At 63.4% G+C, this 19,116-nt stretch carries 23 protein-coding genes; 9 read left to right on the forward strand and 14 right to left on the reverse strand.

The window, feature by feature from the left end; all coding sequences use genetic code 11:
• The first annotated feature begins 112 nt into the window (after nucleotides 1-112).
• Both FHR04_RS19695 and FHR04_RS19700 read left to right on the forward strand, forming a co-directional pair.
• Entirely contained in the window at nucleotides 113-337 is a 225-nt protein-coding gene (locus tag FHR04_RS19695; RefSeq protein ID WP_139404892.1) for a hypothetical protein, read from the forward strand.
• A gap of 572 nt (nucleotides 338-909) precedes the next feature.
• Nucleotides 910-2,703 carry a sensor histidine kinase gene (locus FHR04_RS19700; RefSeq protein WP_139404893.1) on the forward strand — a complete coding sequence of 598 codons (1,794 nt, stop codon included), beginning with the start codon at nucleotides 910-912 and terminating at the stop codon, nucleotides 2,701-2,703.
• A gap of 279 nt (nucleotides 2,704-2,982) precedes the next feature.
• Here FHR04_RS19700 and FHR04_RS19705 read toward each other — a convergent pair whose 3' ends face one another.
• On the reverse strand, nucleotides 2,983-3,837 hold the full coding sequence (locus FHR04_RS19705) for an IS3 family transposase (protein WP_170214043.1): 855 nt from the start codon (nucleotides 3,835-3,837) through the stop codon (nucleotides 2,983-2,985).
• A gap of 20 nt (nucleotides 3,838-3,857) precedes the next feature.
• Entirely contained in the window at nucleotides 3,858-4,127 is a 270-nt protein-coding gene (locus tag FHR04_RS19710) for a transposase (RefSeq protein ID WP_139404784.1), read from the reverse strand.
• 180 nt (nucleotides 4,128-4,307) lie between these two features.
• On the opposite strand from FHR04_RS19710, the gene FHR04_RS19715 reads away from it, so the two are divergent.
• From FHR04_RS19715 to FHR04_RS19745, 6 genes are all read left to right on the forward strand, one after another.
• Entirely contained in the window at nucleotides 4,308-4,499 is a 192-nt protein-coding gene (locus tag FHR04_RS19715) for a hypothetical protein (RefSeq protein ID WP_139404895.1), read from the forward strand.
• A 167-nt stretch (nucleotides 4,500-4,666) separates the two neighbouring features.
• Nucleotides 4,667-5,965, forward strand: coding sequence for an IS701 family transposase (locus FHR04_RS19720; protein WP_081994939.1), 1,299 nt, complete (start codon nucleotides 4,667-4,669; stop codon nucleotides 5,963-5,965).
• 176 nt (nucleotides 5,966-6,141) lie between these two features.
• A complete protein-coding gene (gene tnpC, locus FHR04_RS19725; protein WP_249039240.1) occupies nucleotides 6,142-7,539 on the forward strand; it encodes an IS66 family transposase in 1,398 nt (465 codons plus the stop codon).
• Between the two features lie 236 nt (nucleotides 7,540-7,775).
• Nucleotides 7,776-8,042 (forward strand): transposase, encoded by a 267-nt coding sequence (locus tag FHR04_RS19735; protein WP_170214044.1) that lies wholly within the window; start codon nucleotides 7,776-7,778, stop codon nucleotides 8,040-8,042.
• Between the two features lie 125 nt (nucleotides 8,043-8,167).
• Complete coding sequence (locus FHR04_RS21740) at nucleotides 8,168-8,302, forward strand: IS3 family transposase (RefSeq protein ID WP_420810990.1); 135 nt, start codon at nucleotides 8,168-8,170, stop codon at nucleotides 8,300-8,302.
• 89 nt (nucleotides 8,303-8,391) lie between these two features.
• Nucleotides 8,392-8,586, forward strand: coding sequence for a hypothetical protein (locus tag FHR04_RS19745; protein ID WP_139404899.1), 195 nt, complete (start codon nucleotides 8,392-8,394; stop codon nucleotides 8,584-8,586).
• Here the strand turns inward: FHR04_RS19745 and FHR04_RS19750 are convergent.
• The 11 genes from FHR04_RS19750 to FHR04_RS19790 form a co-directional block, all read right to left on the reverse strand.
• The gene (locus FHR04_RS19750; RefSeq protein WP_139404900.1) at nucleotides 8,583-10,439 is read right to left on the reverse strand and encodes a hypothetical protein; all 1,857 of its coding nucleotides are present in this window, start codon (nucleotides 10,437-10,439) and stop codon (nucleotides 8,583-8,585) included. The two genes, FHR04_RS19745 and FHR04_RS19750, sit on opposite strands and share 4 nt — an antisense overlap.
• A 480-nt stretch (nucleotides 10,440-10,919) precedes the next feature.
• Nucleotides 10,920-11,132: an EAL domain-containing protein gene (locus tag FHR04_RS19755; protein WP_139404901.1), complete on the reverse strand. Its 213-nt coding sequence runs from the start codon at nucleotides 11,130-11,132 to the stop codon at nucleotides 10,920-10,922.
• A 47-nt stretch (nucleotides 11,133-11,179) separates the two neighbouring features.
• On the reverse strand, nucleotides 11,180-13,027 hold the full coding sequence (locus FHR04_RS19760; RefSeq protein WP_139404902.1) for a sensor histidine kinase: 1,848 nt from the start codon (nucleotides 13,025-13,027) through the stop codon (nucleotides 11,180-11,182).
• A 210-nt stretch (nucleotides 13,028-13,237) separates the two neighbouring features.
• Nucleotides 13,238-13,375: a hypothetical protein gene (locus FHR04_RS21110; RefSeq protein ID WP_170214046.1), complete on the reverse strand. Its 138-nt coding sequence runs from the start codon at nucleotides 13,373-13,375 to the stop codon at nucleotides 13,238-13,240.
• Nucleotides 13,376-13,622: 247 nt separating this feature from the next.
• Nucleotides 13,623-14,126 (reverse strand): hypothetical protein, encoded by a 504-nt coding sequence (locus tag FHR04_RS19765; protein WP_139404903.1) that lies wholly within the window; start codon nucleotides 14,124-14,126, stop codon nucleotides 13,623-13,625.
• A 51-nt stretch (nucleotides 14,127-14,177) separates the two neighbouring features.
• Nucleotides 14,178-14,321 (reverse strand): DUF5615 family PIN-like protein, encoded by a 144-nt coding sequence (locus FHR04_RS21115; protein ID WP_170214047.1) that lies wholly within the window; start codon nucleotides 14,319-14,321, stop codon nucleotides 14,178-14,180.
• Nucleotides 14,322-14,394: 73 nt separating this feature from the next.
• Nucleotides 14,395-14,619 carry a DUF433 domain-containing protein gene (locus FHR04_RS19770; RefSeq protein WP_139404904.1) on the reverse strand — a complete coding sequence of 75 codons (225 nt, stop codon included), beginning with the start codon at nucleotides 14,617-14,619 and terminating at the stop codon, nucleotides 14,395-14,397.
• A 261-nt stretch (nucleotides 14,620-14,880) separates the two neighbouring features.
• Nucleotides 14,881-15,087 carry a hypothetical protein gene (locus tag FHR04_RS19775; protein WP_139404905.1) on the reverse strand — a complete coding sequence of 69 codons (207 nt, stop codon included), beginning with the start codon at nucleotides 15,085-15,087 and terminating at the stop codon, nucleotides 14,881-14,883.
• Between the two features lie 167 nt (nucleotides 15,088-15,254).
• The gene (locus FHR04_RS19780) at nucleotides 15,255-15,479 is read right to left on the reverse strand and encodes a hypothetical protein (RefSeq protein WP_139404906.1); all 225 of its coding nucleotides are present in this window, start codon (nucleotides 15,477-15,479) and stop codon (nucleotides 15,255-15,257) included.
• 150 nt (nucleotides 15,480-15,629) lie between these two features.
• Nucleotides 15,630-16,577 carry a tyrosine-type recombinase/integrase gene (locus tag FHR04_RS19785; RefSeq protein WP_139404907.1) on the reverse strand — a complete coding sequence of 316 codons (948 nt, stop codon included), beginning with the start codon at nucleotides 16,575-16,577 and terminating at the stop codon, nucleotides 15,630-15,632.
• Nucleotides 16,574-16,942 (reverse strand): hypothetical protein, encoded by a 369-nt coding sequence (locus FHR04_RS19790; protein WP_139404908.1) that lies wholly within the window; start codon nucleotides 16,940-16,942, stop codon nucleotides 16,574-16,576. Before FHR04_RS19790 ends, FHR04_RS19785 begins: the two co-directional genes overlap by 4 nt.
• 65 nt (nucleotides 16,943-17,007) lie before the next feature.
• Here FHR04_RS19790 and FHR04_RS19795 point away from each other — a divergent pair, with 65 nt between their 5' ends.
• A complete protein-coding gene (locus tag FHR04_RS19795; RefSeq protein ID WP_139404909.1) occupies nucleotides 17,008-17,439 on the forward strand; it encodes a DUF7662 domain-containing protein in 432 nt (143 codons plus the stop codon).
• A 1,090-nt stretch (nucleotides 17,440-18,529) separates the two neighbouring features.
• Here FHR04_RS19795 and FHR04_RS19800 read toward each other — a convergent pair.
• Entirely contained in the window at nucleotides 18,530-18,949 is a 420-nt protein-coding gene (locus tag FHR04_RS19800; protein ID WP_139404910.1) for a hypothetical protein, read from the reverse strand.
• Nucleotides 18,950-19,116 lie beyond the last annotated feature (167 nt).

Genomic DNA, 19,116 nt, shown 5'->3' on the forward strand with positions numbered 1-19,116 from the left:
TACGGCTCGGAAGAACTGCGCCATGTGCTGCGGTGGGTTCCGAAGAGAATCAGCGAGATCCTACACGTCTTGATATGCCCTTTTCCCGCACTGGGACAGCCGGAAACTGAAGTTGTCAGCTACTGAGATCGGCGATGAACACGGACCGGCCCATGAGCTGTTCTTCGGCGACGAGCCGTTTTTTCTGAACATCGGTCACATGGATCTGAGCCGCGAGAAAGCCACGGAACTCAAACGTCGCCTGTGGGCCGTGCTCGAAGACTTTGAAACTGAGAACACGCCTGGCTCCCCCGAATACACTGTCGCACTGATGCTGGTGCGCGGCGCGGTGAATTGAAGAGTGAGCAGGACGGCTCATCGTCTCAAGGCGCGGTGAGCTAGAAAAATCTGGGATGGAAGCGAGTGATTGGACCACACGCGTGAAAGAGCGCCTCAGCGTCAGAGAGGCAGTTCGTCCTTGTCCTTTCACATATCGCGCAGGGCTGCGCAGATATCAGGGGAAATGACGCTCCGTCTGGGGAGAAGCTCTGGAGTGAACCCTGTCCGAGGGGTTCATTCCAGGGCCTCGATTTCGGCCAGCGCCGCCTCACTCCGCGCAGGTCTGCGCCCTGAACCGCGAAGGCATGGTACTGGGCCGGGCGGGCCAATTGCTTGCGCAGCGCGGTCAGAGCGCCCTGGGCTTCAGTCCATGCAAGTTGCCGAGCATCAGCCGGGAAACGCTGTACCACTCTCTCAAAGGAGAAGCTGCAGGTCACGCACCAGGAATCCAAGAAAATACATGCTTCCGACAAAGTTGGGCGGTGGTGTGCAGACCAGCTTTGATGTGGCTGCCCACCTCAATGCTGAATTCTCGGCTGTGGTCCTGTTCGGTGAGCCATTTCGAAGTCTGCCCCTGGCCTAAGATGCCGCATGTCCTTCCCCTCCAGCACGCCTGCGGATCTCTCACTCAACGAGCGTCTGCAAGACGTGACCCATGCCCTTGCGGCGTCCACCACCGTCCATGGTGTCTTCGATACCCTGCTCACCTCAGCCCTGGAAGCGGTGGGGGCCACGACTGGAGCCGTCTTGTTGGTCAACGCTCAGGGTGACCGGCTGGAATTGGCCCAAAGCTACGGTTACAGCCCTGACGTGCCGACCATCTGGAAAGACGGCCCACTCGACGGCAGCATCCCCGCTGGAGAAGCGGTGCTCAAGCAGACGGCCCTGTTCTTCGAACATCAAGAAGCACTGATGTTGGCCTATCCTGACCTCGAAGAACGCGTGGGGGCCCCGCCACCCGTGGCGACGGCGGTCCTGCCCATGTTCGAGAACTGGAAGTCGCTTGGCCTGATCGTCCTGGACTTTACCGAGCCGCACCACTTCACGCAGGAGGAACGCTTTTTCCTGCGCACCCTCAGCACCCAGTGCGGCATTGCCCTGGGCCGCGCCCGCCTGATGGCTGACCTGCAGGGTCAAGTCGAGCAGCGCACCCAGCAGCTCCAACACCAGAAAGAAGAAGTCGAAAGCCGCAACCGCGCCCTGGAAGCGGTGGCCCAGCTCTCACGCGACCTGAGGCTGGAAGACGACCGTTACGCGCTAATCAGGCGGGCACAGCAGAGTCTTGCTGGCCTGCTGGCTCCGGGCGTGTTCACCTACTTTGAGCTGGAAGGCGAGCAGTGGTGTCTCAAAGCCCAGGTGGGCCAGTTTCAAGATCTCACCGTACAAGAGCAGATGGAAACGGGGTGGCCCCGGGCCACCCCAGCGTTGTGGCGCCCGTTCGAGACCCGGCAACCGCTGTATCAGGGCGTGGACACGCTGGGGAACGCCACGCTTTTGGAGCCTGGGGCGGATGTTCACGCTGTGGCCACTCTCCCGTTGCTGGTGGATGGAGTCCCAGTAGGCTGCTTCCGGGCCGCGCTGTTCACGCAACGACTCTGGACTCCGATTGACCAGATGGTGCTCGAAACCATCCTGCATGGACTGGGCCTGGCGCTTGAGCGGGCCGAACAAACGGCGCGTTTGCGGGCGAAGCATGACGCCCTGGCCGCGGCCAATGAGGAACTCGAAGCCTTCGCTTACTCGGTCTCCCATGATCTCCGCACCCCGGTCCGACACCTCACCAGTTTCGCTCAGCTGCTCCGCACGACGCTGGGCGACCGCCTGGATGAAAAGTCGGCGCGGTATCTGGGCGTCATGGATCAGGCGGCCAGTCGCATGACCACCCTGATCGACGCCATTCTGGACCTGTCGCGCACGTCTCAGCAACCACTGCACTTGCGTGTGGTGGACCTGGGCTCCGTGGTGGCCAGTGTCCGTGAACTGCTCGAACCCGAAGCCTTTGACCGACAGGTGACGTGGACGATCGGGCCGCTGCCACTGGTGATGGGCGACCTGAGCTTGTTGCGTCAGGTCATGGAAAACCTGTTTTCCAACGCCCTGAAATACACCGCGCCCCGGGAAGAGGCGCACGTGGAGGTCTGGGCTGAAGAAAGCCCGTACGACTGGCGCATTTTCGTGCGGGACAATGGCGTCGGCTTCGATCCCAACTACACCCATAAGCTGTTTGGGGTCTTCCAGCGGCTGCACCGCCAGGAGGAGTTCGAGGGCAACGGCGTGGGATTGGCCAACGTGCGCCGGGTCATCACCCGGCACGGCGGACTGGTCACCGCCGAGGGCGTCCTGGATCAGGGCGCAACCTTCTCGTTCACCCTGCCCAAAGGGTGAAGAGGCCGCTGAGAGCGGTTGCCGTCGCCACATACCGTGCCGCTCAGTCAGGCGAGTATCGCCCATGCCTTCGACGGGATCCCCTGGAACGGAGGGAGAAGCGTTGAGGATCAAGCGGCCCGCGGCCTGCACAATGGAATGAACCTCCGGACAGAATCACACGCCAAGTCACTTCGCCCGGGTGGTCTTCGACAACCGATGACTGGAGTGGCCCCAAAAGTTGGACGGTTTCGAGTAGAGACTCGGCTCAGCTCAAAGGTACTACATCGGCTTTCCTGCTCACCCAGGGGACGGGCTGACGGCCACATTTGCGGTGTTGTCTCCGCAAAGGGGGGCGGCCTGCCGCCCCCTGGCCTGCTCAGCAAACTCGTCTGGGGTTCGGTAGCCGAGTGACGAGTGGGGTCTGCGGGCGTTGTAGAACGCCCGCCAATCGTCCAGGAGCACCTGGGCATGTTTAGCGGAATAGAAGACTTCCTGATTGAGACATTCTGCGCGCAGACGGGAGTGGAAGCTCTCCGCGAACCCGTTCTGCCACGGTTTTCCCGGTTCAATAAACCGGGTGCCTATGTCCTGTACCGCGAGCCAGATCCCGAGTTCACGAGCGATGAACTCGGAACCGTTGTCGCTGCGGATGAAGTCTGGCGCCCCGCGCCCTGCAACCACGTCCTGGAGCACGCCCCTCACCTCCTTGGAGGTGAAGGACGTCGCCACCTGCAAGGCCAGGGACTGCCGGGTGAATTCGTCCGTCAAGGTCAGGATTTTCAGGGTGGTCCCTTCCAGGGTCTGGTCAAAGATGAAATCGTATGTCCAGACGTGATTGGCGTACTCCGCCTGCATGGGAATTGTTGCTCCAGTGCGGATTTTTCGGGACCCTTTAGGTTTGATGGCGAGGCCTTCCTCGCGCCAGATGCGCCGAACCTTCTTCTTGTTGATGATGGCCCCTGCTCGGACGAGCAGGGCGTGAATGAAACGGTATCCCCGGCGGGGATACCGCCGGGCCAGGTCATGGATCTGCTGTCGGAGTTCGCTGTCCTGACGCGGCTTTGCCAGATAGTGCCAGGAGGATTTGGCCAGGCCCACCAGAACACAAGCCCGTTCGGGCTTGATGTGCGCCGCGACCAGCTGCCTGACCACGGCGCGTTTCTGAGTGGGCGTTACCGCTTTTTTCCGATGACATCCTTCATCGCGTCGATCTCCAGGCGCTGCTGACCGACGATCCGCAGGAGACGGGCGTTTTCCTTCTCCAGCCGACGAAGTCGTTTGGCTTCGTCGGCGTTGGTATCGCCGTATTTCTTTTTCCAGGCGTAATACGACGCGGTGCTGCATCCGAAGTCGCGGCAGAGGTCTTCGACAGACCTCTCGCCTTTTTTGCCGTCCTGCAGGAGTTTGATGATCTGGTCTTCGGTGAACTGTCGGATTTTCATGACTGGGCCTCGCTTTCCAGCTTAGGGCTGGGACCGAGTCTTCGTCTCTACTCAATGACCGTCCAGTTTCTGGGGGGCAGACCATGACGCCGTCATTCCACACACCTCTTTGGCACCACCAGAGTTCGAGCGTCAGCCTCAGGGGGCTTCACCAGCAGTGCGCGAAACCGACTCAAGGATATGCTGCTGGTTCAGGACACCCTATCGCCCTACAGCAAGGCAGCGCGGTACGCCGCCTTTGTCGTTCATGAGGCCAGGCAGCTCACAGCCCGCAATGGCTGTCATCTCACGCCCAAACTTGCATTACGGCTCAACGCCTGGGAACTAGAGCATCTGTCAAAAGTGCTGTTTGCTTTTGACCGAACGGAGTGAGTGAATTTTGCTGAGCATTTGGGACTGATTCAGCTCCGAAGGAGAGAATGGAGGCATCAGAAGTCTTTTTTCTGATGCAGCAATTCGGACAAATGCTCTAGCTGTACTTTGGGGATATTCAGGGAGGTGACACGGAGGCCAGCATCACGGATGCTGGCCTTCCTGCTATGCCTCGTCACCTTCCTCGATGGACTCGACATTTTCCTACCTGGTTCGCACCTTTCCTGACGCACTTTCGCCACCGAGCCCAGCGAACCTGGGCTCCGCTATACGTCCGTGGACTCTGCAGCACTGCCCATCGGAAAAGCATGCAACCCCTGGCCGCCGTAGTGGCGCCTGGGAAAGAAGACCACATCCAACAATTCATCACCGATAGCCCGTGGCTGACAGATCCCTTGGAAACTCTCCTCGCTCAACGGGCCCAGCAAATGCTCGGCGGGAAAGAAGCCGTCCTGATCATCGACGATACCTGCCTGACGAAGTTCGGCACCAAATCCGTGGGCGTCGCCCGCCAGTACTCGGGGCAGGCTGGGAAGATCACCACCTGCCAATGCCTGGTCTCCTTGACCTTGGCTCAGCACGAGTTGCCCGTTCCCCTCGCGTTACGGCTCTTCCTACCGCAGGAGTGGACCCGCGATCCTGCTCGTCTCAGCGCAGCTGGTGTTCCAGTGGAACACCAGCTGCCGCAGACCAAGTGGGAGCTGGCTCTCAAGGAACTGGACCGGGTGCGCGAACACGTCACCTTCGGCATGGTGTTGGCGGATGCCGGGTACGGGGTGAATGCCCAGTTCCGGCAGGCACTGACCGAGCGAGGCCTGCTGTGGTCCGTGGGTACTACCCGTACGCAGACGGTCTATCCCAAGGATGTGCGTTTGATCCCGATCCCCAAGATCTTCCGCGGGAGAAGGCCGAAACACCCGACTCCCTCTGAGGACCGGCAATCGGTGGAGGAGGTCTTGAACGGTGCTGCATGGCAGCACCTGGTCTGGCGACACGGGACCAAGGGCCCGCTTGCAGGACGCTTTGCAGCGGCTTACGTTCGCCTGGCCGATGGGGAGGAGAACGCCCAGGGCCAACACCTTCCCGGACAAGCTGCCTGGATCATCGGGGAACAGCGGCGGGGGGAGGAACGCAAATACTCCGTCTGCAACCTGCCCGCCAACACACCGTTGGCTCGTCTGGTGGAAGTCACCAAGCGCCGTTGGGCCTGCGAGTTGACCCACCGGGAGCTGAAGGAGGAAGTCGGCCTGGATCACTTCGAGGGCCGTTCCTGGCAGGGCCTGCATCACCACGCCGTGCTCTGTATGGTGGCTCTGACCTTCCTTCAATGGCTACGACTCACTCAGCCCGACGATCTGATGGGCGACACCGTTCCCGCCATCCGAGCCGAGGTGGCAGGGGCGAGTCCCCTGCCACCTCCCTGCCGTCAATGCCGCGCCTGCACAGCTTTATTCAGCGGTCCTTGAATATCCCCAAAGTACAGCTAGTGGTAGTCCGTTGACTGGTTGGAAGCGCACACTAGGCTAGGTAATGCTCCACGAATGACTTCCAGAACCTGACCCGTCTGTGATTAGCGGTCGCTCGGGTGCCCGGCTTCTAGCCGGGCACTCCTGCCGTTACCATGCTGTCCATGGGCGCGGGGATGACCGATAAAGATCTCTTCGAGATCATCCGTCGCCAGTCCGAGCAGATCGACCAACTGATCGCCGAAAACAAAGCCCTCAAGGCTGAAATCGCCCGCCTGAAGAAGCGCATCGAGGAACTTGAACGGCGGGAACGCAAGTCCGCCGCACCCTTCAGTCGTGAGAAACGCACCGCCGATCCCAAGCCACCAGGACGCCGTCCTGGTGAAGGCACGTTCGCGCATAAGTCCCCACCCACGCCGCAACAGATCACTCAGACCGTGCAGGTCGCCACGCCGAACACCTGTCCTCGCTGTGGGTTCACGGGGCCGCTGATCTTCACCCGTCAGGACAAGGCCTGGGTCACGGAACTCGCCCCCCAAAACGCCATGCAGGTCACCGAGTACCACGTGCCCGTCATGGAGTGCCCCCAGTGTCACCACGCGGTGCGTGGTGACCATCCCGACCTGAACGCCGATCAGGTGGGCGCGACCGCTCATCGACTCGGCCCTGTCCTGCATGCCACCCTTCAAACCCTGCATCACGAGCTGGGCCTTCCGGTCCGCCGCATCGGGCGGGTCATGAATCTCCTCGGCGGCATCCAGGTCACGCAGAGTGCGATCACGCAAGCCGCACGGCGGCTTGCGGCTGACGGCAGCGCCTTGTCTGCCCACGTCGATGGACTACAGACACAGGTGCAGCAGGCACCGTTCGTGCATCACGACGACACTGGCTGGCGGATCGGCACTCAGAACGCCTGGGTGGGCACCTTCCGCAGCGCGGACACCGTGGTGTTCCGCGCCAACCTGCGGCACACGAACGTGGAAGTCCGGGAAGGTCTGGGGCAGAATTTCACGGGCGTGCTGGTCAGTGACCGCTTCTCCTCGTACAACAGCCGTTTCCTGCGGGACGTCCGGCAACAGAAGTGCCTGGCGCACCTGATCCGCAATGCAGATGAGGTCGCCGCTGGAGAACAGCGGCGACCTGGGCGGGGAGAGCTGTACGGGCAGCGGGTTGCGCAGGTCTTCCGGGATGGCATCCGACTGCATCGGGACGTGACGACGGGTGTATGCACGCGAGAGGAGTACGCGCAGCAGGGTGAGGAACTCACCCTGCGTCTGGACGCCCTGCTGAATCGGGCGCCGCTCCAGTCGAAAGCGAACGAGCGACTTCGACTGGGCATCCTGAAGCAGCGCGTGCTGGATCGGTTGTGGCGGTTCCTGAAGGACCCGGACCTTCCACCGACGAACAACGCAGCGGAACGGAGCTTGCGGACGGTGGTGATGGCGAGGAAGGTCTCGCAGTGCAGCAAGAATGCGGTGGGCGCGCAGACGTACATGCGGATCAAGTCCACCGTGGAGACCGCGCGGTTGCGCGGTCAGGACCCCGTTGCGGTCCTGACCGGCCTGATGCGCTGACCGGGTGCTCGGCCTTTCGGCCGACCGCTAATCGCAGACCCTGACCCTTTCAACGCGAGGGACGAGCACACTGGAGACCATCATGGGGAAGCAACGAAAAGTCTGGAGCACCGATCTCAAAGAGGGCATTGTCCTGAGCGTTCTGCGCGGCGAACTTGTGACCTGAGCCCTGATAACCTGTCCACATGAGAATGGAGCCTCTGGCATCATCGGGGAAGTCCCCCAGGAGGCCCACAATGCGTGGAAAACGATATACCGAAGAACAGATTGCATTTGCTCTTAAACAAGCCGAAACCGGCATCTCTATCGCCGAAGTCTGCCGGAAGATGGGCATCGCGGAGTCGACGTTTTTCAACTGGAAGAAGAAATTCAGTGGCCTGGGGGTCAGCGAGTTACGCCGTCTTAGACAGCTCGAAGAGGAAAACCGCAAGCTGAAGCAGCTGGTGGCCGATCTGAGTCTGGATAAGATCATGCTGCAGGACGTGATTCAAAAAGAGCTCTGAAGCCGGCCCAGCGCCGCGTCCTGGTCGATCACCTGCGGACGAGGTATCGACGCGCCTGCGCCGTTCTGAACGAGTGGAGGACCATCTATCGCTATCAGGGCATCGCCCGCCCAGAGGAACAACCCATCCAGAAAAGGATGACCGAGATTGCCCACACGCGGGTGCGATGCGGATATCGTAGGATCCACGTGCTGATGGCGCGGGAGGGCTGGCGTGTCAGCCACAAGCGATTCTTCAGGCTGTGTCAGCTGGCCGGCTGAACCTGCGAATCCAGCGTCCCAGGCGGCATGTGAGCGCTGCACGACGTGCAGCGCAGCCAGAGATAGGGCAGCAGGGTGAGGTGTGGGCGATGAATTGTGTTTCGGACGCGCTTGAGGGTGGAAAACGGTTTCGAGCACTGACGCTGATCGGCACCTGGACGCGGGAGTGCCTGGCCGTCCATGTGGATTTCAGCATCAAGGGAGAGCGCGTCGTCGAGGTGGTGCAGGAAGTGAGCAGGCACCGTGGGGTGCCTGCCCGGATCCAAGTGGACAACCCGGCCTAGTTGTTGACCGTGAGCCTGAGGACGCCCGGGTTGAGCTGGTCACCGCCGACGCCAGCGCTTCCACCGATAGGTGCGGTGATCTCGGCTTGCTGGGGGGTGGGGAACGATATCCCAGCATCGCCGGTCAGGGTGCCCGTCACGTGAGTGAAGACCCCGTCCATATGGAAGTCGGTGCCCCGCAAGTCGACGTTCGCCTTGATAAAGGTCCGGGGTCCTTCGTACCAGCCCGGCAGGGCGTCGACGGCCGTCCCGAAACCAATGGCGCGGCGGTCGTTGCCGGACACGACGGCGGCGTATGTGAAGTCCTGCTGATCGACGATCAGCGTCGCCGGGTCGATGCGCACCTTGTTCCAGCGCACCTGGGTCAGCATCGGGACGGGCGCGCCAGGAAGTGGGGGGTCACGATACACCGAGACGTTGCTGCCCACGAGGCTGAGGTATTCGGCCGGTGTGGCCGTGTTCATGCCGCGGCACCATAGTCGCGCGGTGTGCGGGGCCGCGGTCCCGACGTACAGCTGGTATCCGCCGTCGGGCAGTTCGTGGTCCGGCCGGCTGGTTCCGCTGGCGCGGAACTTCAGCCGGTAGTCCGCACAACTGGTGGCCTGGCCCACACTGATCCACGAGGGACGCGTGAGCGTGACCGGATCAGGCAGCGGGGGCGTCAAATCCGGCGCGGGCAGGCACGCCCGCAGGTTGTCGCTGCAGGCTTCCAGGCTGTTCCTGGCCTGGGTCAGCCGCCGGCCCGCCTCGGCGGCCTGGGCCGCGAGGTCCGCGGCCGTGTCTTTGAAGAGGTGCGGGTTGTCGCGGGCGAACATGGCGTCGTTGAGCAGGGCCTGGTATTCCAGCCCGTACTCGGCCATCTGGTCGAAGGCCTGACGCGCCCGCGTCACGGCGCCGGTGTCCGGAATGGTCAGCGTGAGCTTGCGGTAGTCCTGAAACACAGCCACCTTCAGGCAGCTGAGCTGCGCGCTGCTGATCAGCTGTCCCGAACATTTCTTCTGGAACAGGGCCGGGAACTCGGTGGCGTTGGCAATCAGCGTTTCCGGATCTTTTGCGAAGCTGTCGGGCAGCACGCCGTCGTAGAACTCCACGACCGAGACGTTGTAGCGGCTCGACAACTCACTGACGGTGCGCTCGACGGACGACGCACCCTTGGCCGTCCCGTACCTGGCCCGAACTTCGGCGAGCACGGCCGTCTTCTCGGATTCGCTCGACGTCTCCACACGGACGACGCCGCGGTAGGTGGCCCCCGTGACGGCAGAGTCCAGGTACCGGTCACCGCACTTGCTGAAGAAGGCCAGATAGTCGTCCCTGTACGCCGCAGCGTTGTCATCGCCGGCCGGATCCTCAGCCGCCGTCATCAGGCGTGGGTTGATCAGGTTGACAGACGGTCCCTGGATGTCGGCGCGGGCGATGATGTACACCGCGGAGCTGTTGGCCTGCTGGTCACGGGTGTACGACGCTTTGGCCGAGGCCGAGAAGGCCCCGAAGCCGATGGACGCCTCGCTGGACACGCCCAGCTTCTGGGCCAGCTCCCGGCTGTTGGAGGCCACGTCGATGCGGTAGTCCGCCGACGCGGGTCCGATGGTGGCGGGCGCGAGATCCGCCCGGATACAGGTGCCCTGGATCTCGCCGGTCACTGAACTGTAGCCCTTGCCGGGATACATGCCCGAAGGACTGTACCAGTCGACCGCCAGGGACGTGGCCTGCAGGCCGCCGCCCAGGCCGTCCTCGCCAGGGACCTCGGTCGGTGGCGGGAGCGGGGCGCTGCACGCGCCCAGCCACAGGGCCAGTCCTGCGGTGATCAGGGTCAAAAGCCCGGCTGGGCGCGCTCGATCTTCATGAATCGTCATGTACTGCTCCTTGGAACCGTGGGCCCGCCGGGACAACGGGCGTGAGAGGACCGGCGGCCGGCTGGCCGGACAAGTCGGTGCTGTCCGGAAGACAGGAGCCACAGACGAGATCAGGTTCCAGGATAGGCAGGCTGTTCTTACAGGAGTTGCACGTTCCGGCCCGTGTCCTGCAGTGAAGGCCGCCTGACCCGGTTCTTCCTGACGCATCATCCCCCCATACGAAGCAGGGTGTAATTCGCCGTCCTGAACGAAGTCCAGCAACTGTCAGGCGTCAGGGAGGAGAGAGAAGTCCACTCTCCATTATTTGGTCTAGGACGCCCCAGCACGAAGGCTGCGGGAGACCCAGAATCCGCTCACTTCTGCATGCCTGTGCACTAAAGCGTCGGAGAACTCTGATGTGAATTGGGCACAGTCTAGCTCTGACCCTTCACCAGAGCAGGCTCAGTCAGGGAGTGACGACGAGAACGTGCCCCAGCCCCGCTACCAGAAGGCATCCGTCGCCGGCAGCGAGCGGGCGAACAGGTAGCCCTGACCCAGGTGACAGCCCAGGTCCCTCAGCAGCTCAAGTTCTTCCCCAGTTTCCACACCCTCCGCGACCGTCTCCAGCCCTAGGCTCTGCGCCAACATGAGGATGGCCTTCGCCACGTTGGAGCGCGCTGATCCGCGAGCGGCCGCGTGAGCGCTCCCTCTCATGCGGCTGGGACGGCAAAGGCGTCCATCCCCGCCAGAGCGAGTGCCGCTCACCCCACCACGCGGTCTGCCTCCGCGTCCTCCATGGCCGCGGCCGGGCGCTGATGTGGCAACGCAAACGATACCGTGGTGCCCTGATCCAGCACGCTGCTGGCCCAGATGCGGCCCCCGTGGCGCAGGATGATGCGCCGCGAGGTGGCCAGCCCGATCCCGGTACCCTCAAAGTCGCTGTGCCGGTGCAGCCGCTGGAAAGGACCAAACAGCTTGACCTGGTACTTTGGATCAAAGCCCACCCCGTTGTCGCGCACCCACAGTGTGGTCTCCACCGCGTCCTGCCGCGCTCCGATCTCGATCACCGCCTGCGCGCGGGGCCGGGTGAACTTGACCGCGTTGCTCAGCAAATTGACCAGAACCTGTTGCAGGGTGGCCGCGTCCCCCATCACGCACGGCAGCGCCTCCACCTGCCAGTTGATGGTCCGGCCTTCGGCCTCGTCCTCCACGTTGCGCCGCGCCTCGGCCACCAGGGCGTCCAGTGCTACCACCGTGTGCGTCAGGGGTTGGCGGACGCTGCGCGCCAGGCCCAGCATGGCGTCAATCATGGTGTTCATCTGGTCCGCCGCCCCCTCGATCACTTCCAGTCCCTGCCTGAGCTTGACCGCGTCCCCCTTCACGGCGGCGCGGCGGGCCATCTCGGCAAAGCCCTTGATGTGCCGCACCGGGGTTCGCAGGTCATGCGAGGCGCTGTACGCGAACGCCTCAAGTTCCTCGTTGGCGGCTTGCAACTCCCGGTTGCCCTGCTCGAGCCGCGCCGCGCTGGCCTGCAACTCGCCGCGCTGCTGTTCCAGGGCTTGGGTCTGCCAGGCCCGGTCCAGCGCCAGCCCCAGGCTGCGACTGACCGTCTCGAACACGGCCTGGTCCTCAGGGCGCCACACCCGGCGCCGCTGATTGCCTACCGCGAACAGGGCCGCTGGCCCGCCGTCATGGAAGTACGCGGTGAAGGCGGCCTTGCCGTACGACTCGCTGTGAGGAAAGGCCTGCTCCTCGGCGTTCCAGTGTTCAAAGAAGACGGGCTTTCTCGCCTGCACGGCGGCCTGGAAGGCAGGGGTGCTCGCGGGGAGGCCGATGAGCAGGGCAGCGCGCAGGGTGGGGTCCGGCACGTCCGCCAGCCGCGCCCGCCACAGGTCGTCTTGCCACTCGTAGAAGACCACAGACCACTCGGGTAGGGTCTCGTGAAGCAGCGCCTTGGCCCGCTCGGCCAGCCGGAGTGGATCGGTTTCCGTGCCGATGGCCTCGGTCAGCGTCATGAACACTTCCAGGGCGCGTTGCTGCTGCTGCATCTGGGTCAGGGCGATGCGCTGCTGGGCACTGTCCAGCGCCTGGTAGACCGCCGTGAACAGGTGTTGCTGCTGCTCGGTCCAGACCGCATCGCTGATCAACCCCACCGTCAGCATCGCCACCGGCTGACCCGCCTTGAAGAACGGGACCAACCCCACCGCCTGAACCCCCTCGGTGAACGGCAGGCGCTGCTCCTCGGCGTCCCAGTGGTCGAAGAACTGCGGGGCGCGGGCGCTCACCGTCTGCGCAAAACACGGGGTGTCCAGCGGCAATCCGGTCTCGATCAGAGCCACCAGGTCTGGGGGCAAACCGTCGGTGGTGACGCGCGCGATCCATCGCTCCCCGTGGTGCTTGTAGTACGCGGCCAGCAGGCCCGGAATGTTCTGGCGCAGGACCGCCTCGGCATGCTGGGCCAGCAGGGTCAGGTCTTCCGTGGTGGTGGCGGCTTCGCTTAGGGTCACGAAGGTGGACAGCACCGCGTTGCGGCGCTGTGCGTCGGCCAGCGCGGCGCGCGTCCGGGCCAGTTCCTCCAGCACGGACGCCAGAGTGGTGGAGTCGGACATCACTGAGAAATATAAAGAGAAAACTAACGGCGAAAAGAGAGCAGGGCGGCGCGTGCCTTGGGCGTTCCATCACGCAGCAGGGGGGCGCAGGCGGTGGGCTTCAGCTTTGGAGGATGAACGGTGGGGTGGACGCTGGGGCACCCGGGGCAGCCAGCGCGAAAATATCAACATGATCAGACCGTCTCCGCTGCACCCTGGTGTCCCACAGTCTCACGTCAGCACCTCGATGCGGTCCAGGTAGACCTGAATCAGCCGGTCCTGCCCCAGCAGGGCCTCCACGCGTGGCCACTGGCCTTCCAGGAACTCGCGCATGGGCCGGGCGCGCAGGTTGCCGCAGTGCAGCCGCACCTGCCGTCTTCCTTGAGCTGGTGGCTGTGGATGCCGATCCGGGCATAGGCGAAGTGACCGTTCTTGGCGAAGCTGATCTACGGCACCGTGACGGTGTCCTGGCGGCCGTCGCCTCGGTCCACCGTCCAGGTCTGCCCGAGAGCACAGCTGGTGTCCTGCGGCCCGTTCGTCTGGACGGAGGAGTTCGACGTCGGTGCGCAGGCGCTCAGGTCCAGCACGGTGCTCAGGCCGAGCAACAGGGTGCGCTTCAGTTCTTGTTCTTGGGGATCAGCACGCAGGAGCGGCGCCCGGCGCTGTGGTCGGTCTTGAGGAACAGGGCGTCGGCCGCGTCGTCGAAGGTCATGCCGTAGATGCCGCCCAAGACCAGCTTGGGGTTGATGTCTCTGGACATCCCGACGATGCACGAGTGGGTGCCTTCAGTTTTGCTGTCGAGCCGCACCCGCAGGTACGCGCTCGTTTCGGTGCCGAACTGCTGCTCGAAGCTCACGGTGTCGCCGCTCTCCAGCGTCGTGACGTAGCTCTGGTGACCATTCTCGGCGGCCGTCAGTGCGGGCACGGTGAAGGTGTCCTCGCGTTCGTGCTCCCAGTCGCCCCAGCCCAGGGTCCAGATCTGGCCGGGGGCAAACACGGTGGTCTGGGTGAAGTCCCGACTGGAGCGGGTCACGTCGTCGTTGGAGGCGCTGGCAGTGGGCGCGCAGGCGGTGAGGAGCAGTAGGATGCTCAGCAGACCGCGTTTGAGGGGATGGTTCATCGGCGGCCAATGTAGCGGACATAGCGCTCCTGTGGCTCCAGATTTGCAGCGCTACCAGCCAGGCGGCGGCGCGTCCAGGACCAGGATGCGATCCGTGAAGTCCGCGTCCTTGGTGACGATCACCAGGGCGTGCTCAGCGGCGGAGGTCCACAGTTCCAGGTCCGTGGGGTTGTCCCCCAGGTCCCTGGCATGCACCACCGCACCGCCGGGTTAAAGCCCGCGCGCAGCTTGGGGGACAGGTTCTCGTCCAGCAGATAGCCGCTGGACTTCAGGCGATCTTCTCAATCCTGAACTGGTGTCCCAGCAGGCGCGAGGAGAAGGCCAGGCAGGCCAGCACGTCCTCGCGGGTCAGCGTCGGGTATTCGTCCAGCACGTCCTCAATGCGGTCCCCGGCGGCCAGGAACTCGATGATCGTCTGGGCGATGATGCGGGTGCCGCGCACGGTGGGCCTGCCGTTGCAGATGGCCGGGGCGATGACGACGCGCTCTTTCATGACCCCAGGGTACGCCCCACGCACGGAACGTCTGCCGACGCGGCACGGTTCCCGACGCGGGTGGCGTGACTGAACTGATGGGCGGCTGCCGCCTTCCGCTTTGGTAGTCTCACGGTGTTTCGCCATGAGAACCACCTTTTTTTAAGCGCCTGGGTTGCCGCTCAGGCGCTTGAGTCTTGATGCGGTTTGGTCCCTGCGCCGCATCCCTGTGGGGCTGCCGCCGCTGGGTCCACCCGCTTTCCAAGTCCCTGAGCGTCCCGCCTACAGCTTCTTGCCAGGGCCGTCCACAGGCATGCCCTTGTCGAGGGCGTTCTGTGCCCACGACTCATCGGCCTCAGCCTGCGCTGCGGCGGTTTCGGCCTGCCCCTCGGCCTTCCGGGCGGCGTCCTGGGCCATCAGGCCCGCGATCTGTTCCAGGGCGTCCGCGATGCGTTCCAGCGGGTCTCTGCGGTTGGCAGTGTCGGTCATGTCGCAGCTTACAGGGGGGCGCTCTAGGCGCTGCACCACCCAGTCGCCCTAGGCGCTCGAGCGCCCAGAGCGCCCCCCATGTCATGTGTCCAAGACAGAAAAAACGTTCAAGCCCATCTTTGCCCACCCGGGCGTCTGGGTTGCGGGCAAGCGGGCAGCCTCGAGATTCAGTCCGAGTCGGAAAGGTCCCAGTCCCAGCCGCCGCCAGCCAACTCGCGTCCGCTGGCTACGGGGCGGCTGCTGGTGTAAAGGCTGACCGTGAAGGCACTGTCTGGGTAGGTCTGATGCAGGCAGGCCTCGTCCTGTTCCATCGTGGAGCGGGTGGTGGCCATCTCGTCCACGATGGCGTGCGTGGCGTTCTTGCGGACGATCAACCATTCTTTACTCATCATGTGGGTGTCCTCTGGCAGACATTTTAGCGTCCAAGAGGGCTGACGCCGATGGGGAAAACCAGTGTGGGCGCGACTGCGCTTGCTCAGGACCCGTCTTCAAGCGCAGTTCCTCATGCAGCGTGCCGAGTCCTTTGACTCAGCCTGGACCCCTCACCACTCGTCCAGCGCCTCACGCAGTCCGTCGTCGGCCCACTTGGCGTAGATGCGGGTGGTCTCGATGCTGGCGTGGCCCAGGTGCCGGGCGGCGGCGTCCAGGCTGTGGCCTTCACGGACCAGCTTGGTGCCCGCGTAGTGGCGCAGCGCATGGAACCCTTTGTTGCCCACCCCGGCCCGCTTGCACAGCCAGCCCAGCCGCTCCCTGGCCGCGTCCACGCCGCCACCGATGACCAGATCCTCCCAGCCTTCCATCGTCTCCAGGGCTTCCAGGGCGGCCCCCAGCGAGCGGGACAGGTTGACCCGCCGGGTCTTGCCGCCCTTGCCGTTCTTGACGGTCAGGGCGCGGGCACTCAGGTCCACGTCGGCCCAGGCCAGCGCCAACGCTTCCGCGATCCGCAGGCCGCTGTGGCCGCACAGCAGCAGCAGCGCGGTCATGCGGGCGTCGGCGGCCCCCAGCAGGCGGGTCATTTCCTCCTCGGTGTACGGCTGGCGCTTGTCCCAGGCGGCGGTGGAGTCCGGGGCGGCTCGCGCGTCTGCGAAGGCGTCCTCGGTGGTGGCCCCGGCCCAGCGCAGCGCCTTGTACAGCGTCCGCGCCCCGGCCAGCTTGACCCGCACGGTGGCCGCGCTCTTGCCTGCCGCTTCCAGGTGCCGCAGGTAGAGCGCCCCTACGTTTGCGCCGGGACTCAGCAGGTTCACGGCGTTGTCGGTGGCGTAGGTCAGGAACGCGCGGACAGCCTCACCGTAGGTCCGCAGGGTGTGCGGGCTGACCCGTGCCCCGGCGGCCCCGTGCGTGGTCAGGTACGCCTCGGTCAAGGCCCACAGCGTGTCCGGGTCTTTGTCGCGGGCGGCCACGGCGGCACGGCGGTGCAGTTCCTCAGTGTTCAAGGTGGCGAGGTGCGAGGCGCGGGCGACGAGGTCACCCCGGTAGAAATCGAGGGTCATTTCGCCGCCGGACGCTTGAAGATGAACCACTGGCGCTGAATCTTGCGCGGGTCAGTCAGTGCCTCAATTTTGTCCTGCTGGTCTTCGTACACGCTGACCAGCTCCCACCCGTCCCGGCCCACGAAGTTCAGGAACTCTGGGAAGAAGAAGCTGGTGCTTTTTCCCTTCGTCAACTTCTCCATGAATGTGGGAAAGTCATCGGAGCCGACGTCTGTCCCTGGGGAACTCCACGAGTAGATGTTTCCGTTTTTGAGATCGTCTGAATTGCGGGCAGCCAGTTGAATGTAGGTGGCGTATTCCCACTGGGTCGCCTGGGCCATCGAGGGTAAAGACAGAAGCAGCAGTGGCAGAAGCAGGCGTTTCATACCCCACGATAACAAAAGTTGTCAGGGGGTCTTGCCTATAACTCTAAAATAAGTTACTTTCAGGTATGAAAAGTTTTCTAGAAGTGCGGCTGGTCACGGACAGCGATGTCGTCCTCAACCTCTCCCTCCCCACTGGTCTCGACGCGGCAACCCTCCTGCAACGGCTCCCCGCGTTCCTCGCCGAACCCGTCAGCACGCCCGAGGGCAGCATCAGCGTCAAGGACGCCGAAGCCATCAAGGCCATCGGCAAGCGATATGCCCCGCTGGCCGCGCATCTGGCCGCCCTCCCCAGCACCACGCCCACCGTGACCCTCAGCTACAGCGAAATTGAGAAGATCCTCGGCGCTGACCTTCCGGCAACCGCCCGCAGCACGCATGCCCCCGCGTGGTGGTCCAACACTGAGACCCACTCCCAGGGCAAGGCGTGGCTGGCGGTGGACTGGAAAACGAGCAACATCAACCCCAGTGCCGAGACCGTCGAGTTCCGCCGCAGGTAGGGCGGCAGGCCGCATCCGGCGCATACGCTGGACACCCGGCGCATACCGCGCTATGTTGAAGAAATCAAAGGCGGCCTTCGGGTCGCCTTTTTCGTTTGCGCTGCTGGGACCGCTCGCAGACCTGCGCCCGTCGGCCCCATCCGCCCCTGCGATATCACGCAGTAGCCCTGGCCAGCGCATCGGCATCCAGGGACATAGAGGATTGGCATGCTTCCTTCCCAAGCGGCATCCAGCGCACGTTCACCCTCAGCAACGCGCTATCTGGTCTTGCAAAGGTCCCACTACAAGGTGTAAGGGCATGAATGGAAGCCTGCATAGCTCCTTTTGATCCTCAACCGCTCGAGGTTCGTCCACAAGAACATCCTGAAAAGCCTTGGGGCTAAAGCCGGCGCCGGCGAGGGCCAGAATTTTAGCCGGGCGGGTTGCAAAAATGTGTTGCCGGCGTAGGTCGCTGTGCAACTGATTTTTACAACACCGGAAGGAGCCTCCCATCAGGGCGCCGGGAACGCCGCTCAAATCTTCGTTTCCGCACGCCTCTAAACTTCAGATCCGGAGGGCTCTCATGCGAATTGACCAAAATTTCGCCCCCGCCACGTAAGCCCGGCAGGAACGGAGGCCACTCAACATGCCGGGGTTGGGCGAGTCAACTGCGCCTGTACACGTAAACTTGCCCGCGCTCATCCTCCAGGAACAGCAGGTAGTTGGACCCGTCACATTCACCCCCCTCCCAGTCTTCCACCGCAAGGGGAGAGGAGTTTTTTGTCGCTTGAGACTGGTTTACGTTGAGGCTGTTGGAATCAAGTTCAAAAACTGTCCTGACCAGCGTGAGTTGAACTCACTCGGACCGTTTAACTGTGCCCTGTCTTCCAAGGACGAGTCATTGTTCCCACGCCAGTCAGCCCCCACGATGAAGCGGTAGGACACGTGCACCGGCCAGTGCGTCAGATAGAGGGGGAGCTCAGCCCCTTCAGGCGGGAGGGTACAGCGAGGGCGCAGCCGTGTCGTGACCGCAAACAGGCCATCCGCGCCATGAAGGCCTGCAAGCTGCAGTCCATTGTGCTGGGCCACGCGCCCCTCAAATGGCGGCGAGTCAACGAGGCTCGGGCACGTAGCTGAACGTCCCGCTGACCAGCATCTGGCTCCCCCCACTTGGATCTGCGGCGTTGTTGAGCAGTGCGCCGTCCAGCTTGAGGGTCACGAACTGATCGCTGACCTTGAGCACTGTCACGGTGCCCTTGGTGCCCACTGCCTTCCACTCGATCTTAAGGGTCCCAATGATGTCAGCACTGAAGAGCACAGTGGCCGCAGTTTCCCCGTCGCCTTGGACGCGTCCTTCCACCTGATCCACGCTCTGGACCTTGAACACGTCACCCACTTTGATGGTGCCGCCATGCTTGACAAACGTCACGACAAGCTGACGCAGGATGTCTGGGGCGCCGGGCGTGGTCGGCGTCAGGACGGTGGTGACACCGTAACCGCCGCTGTTGCCGTCCTTGTCAGGATTTTTCATGACCCCCCGAACCTGCCCGGCGTTCTGACTGATCAGTTGGCTCAGTAGCTGACAACTTCAGTTTCCGGCTGTCCCAGTGCGGGAAAAGGGCATATCAAGACGTGTAGGATCTCGCTGATTCTCTTCGGAACCCACCGCAGCACATGGCGCAGTTCTTCCGAGCCGTA

This window comes from Deinococcus radiopugnans ATCC 19172, from assembly GCF_006335125.1.
GTDB classification, from domain to species: Bacteria; Deinococcota; Deinococci; order Deinococcales; family Deinococcaceae; genus Deinococcus; species Deinococcus radiopugnans.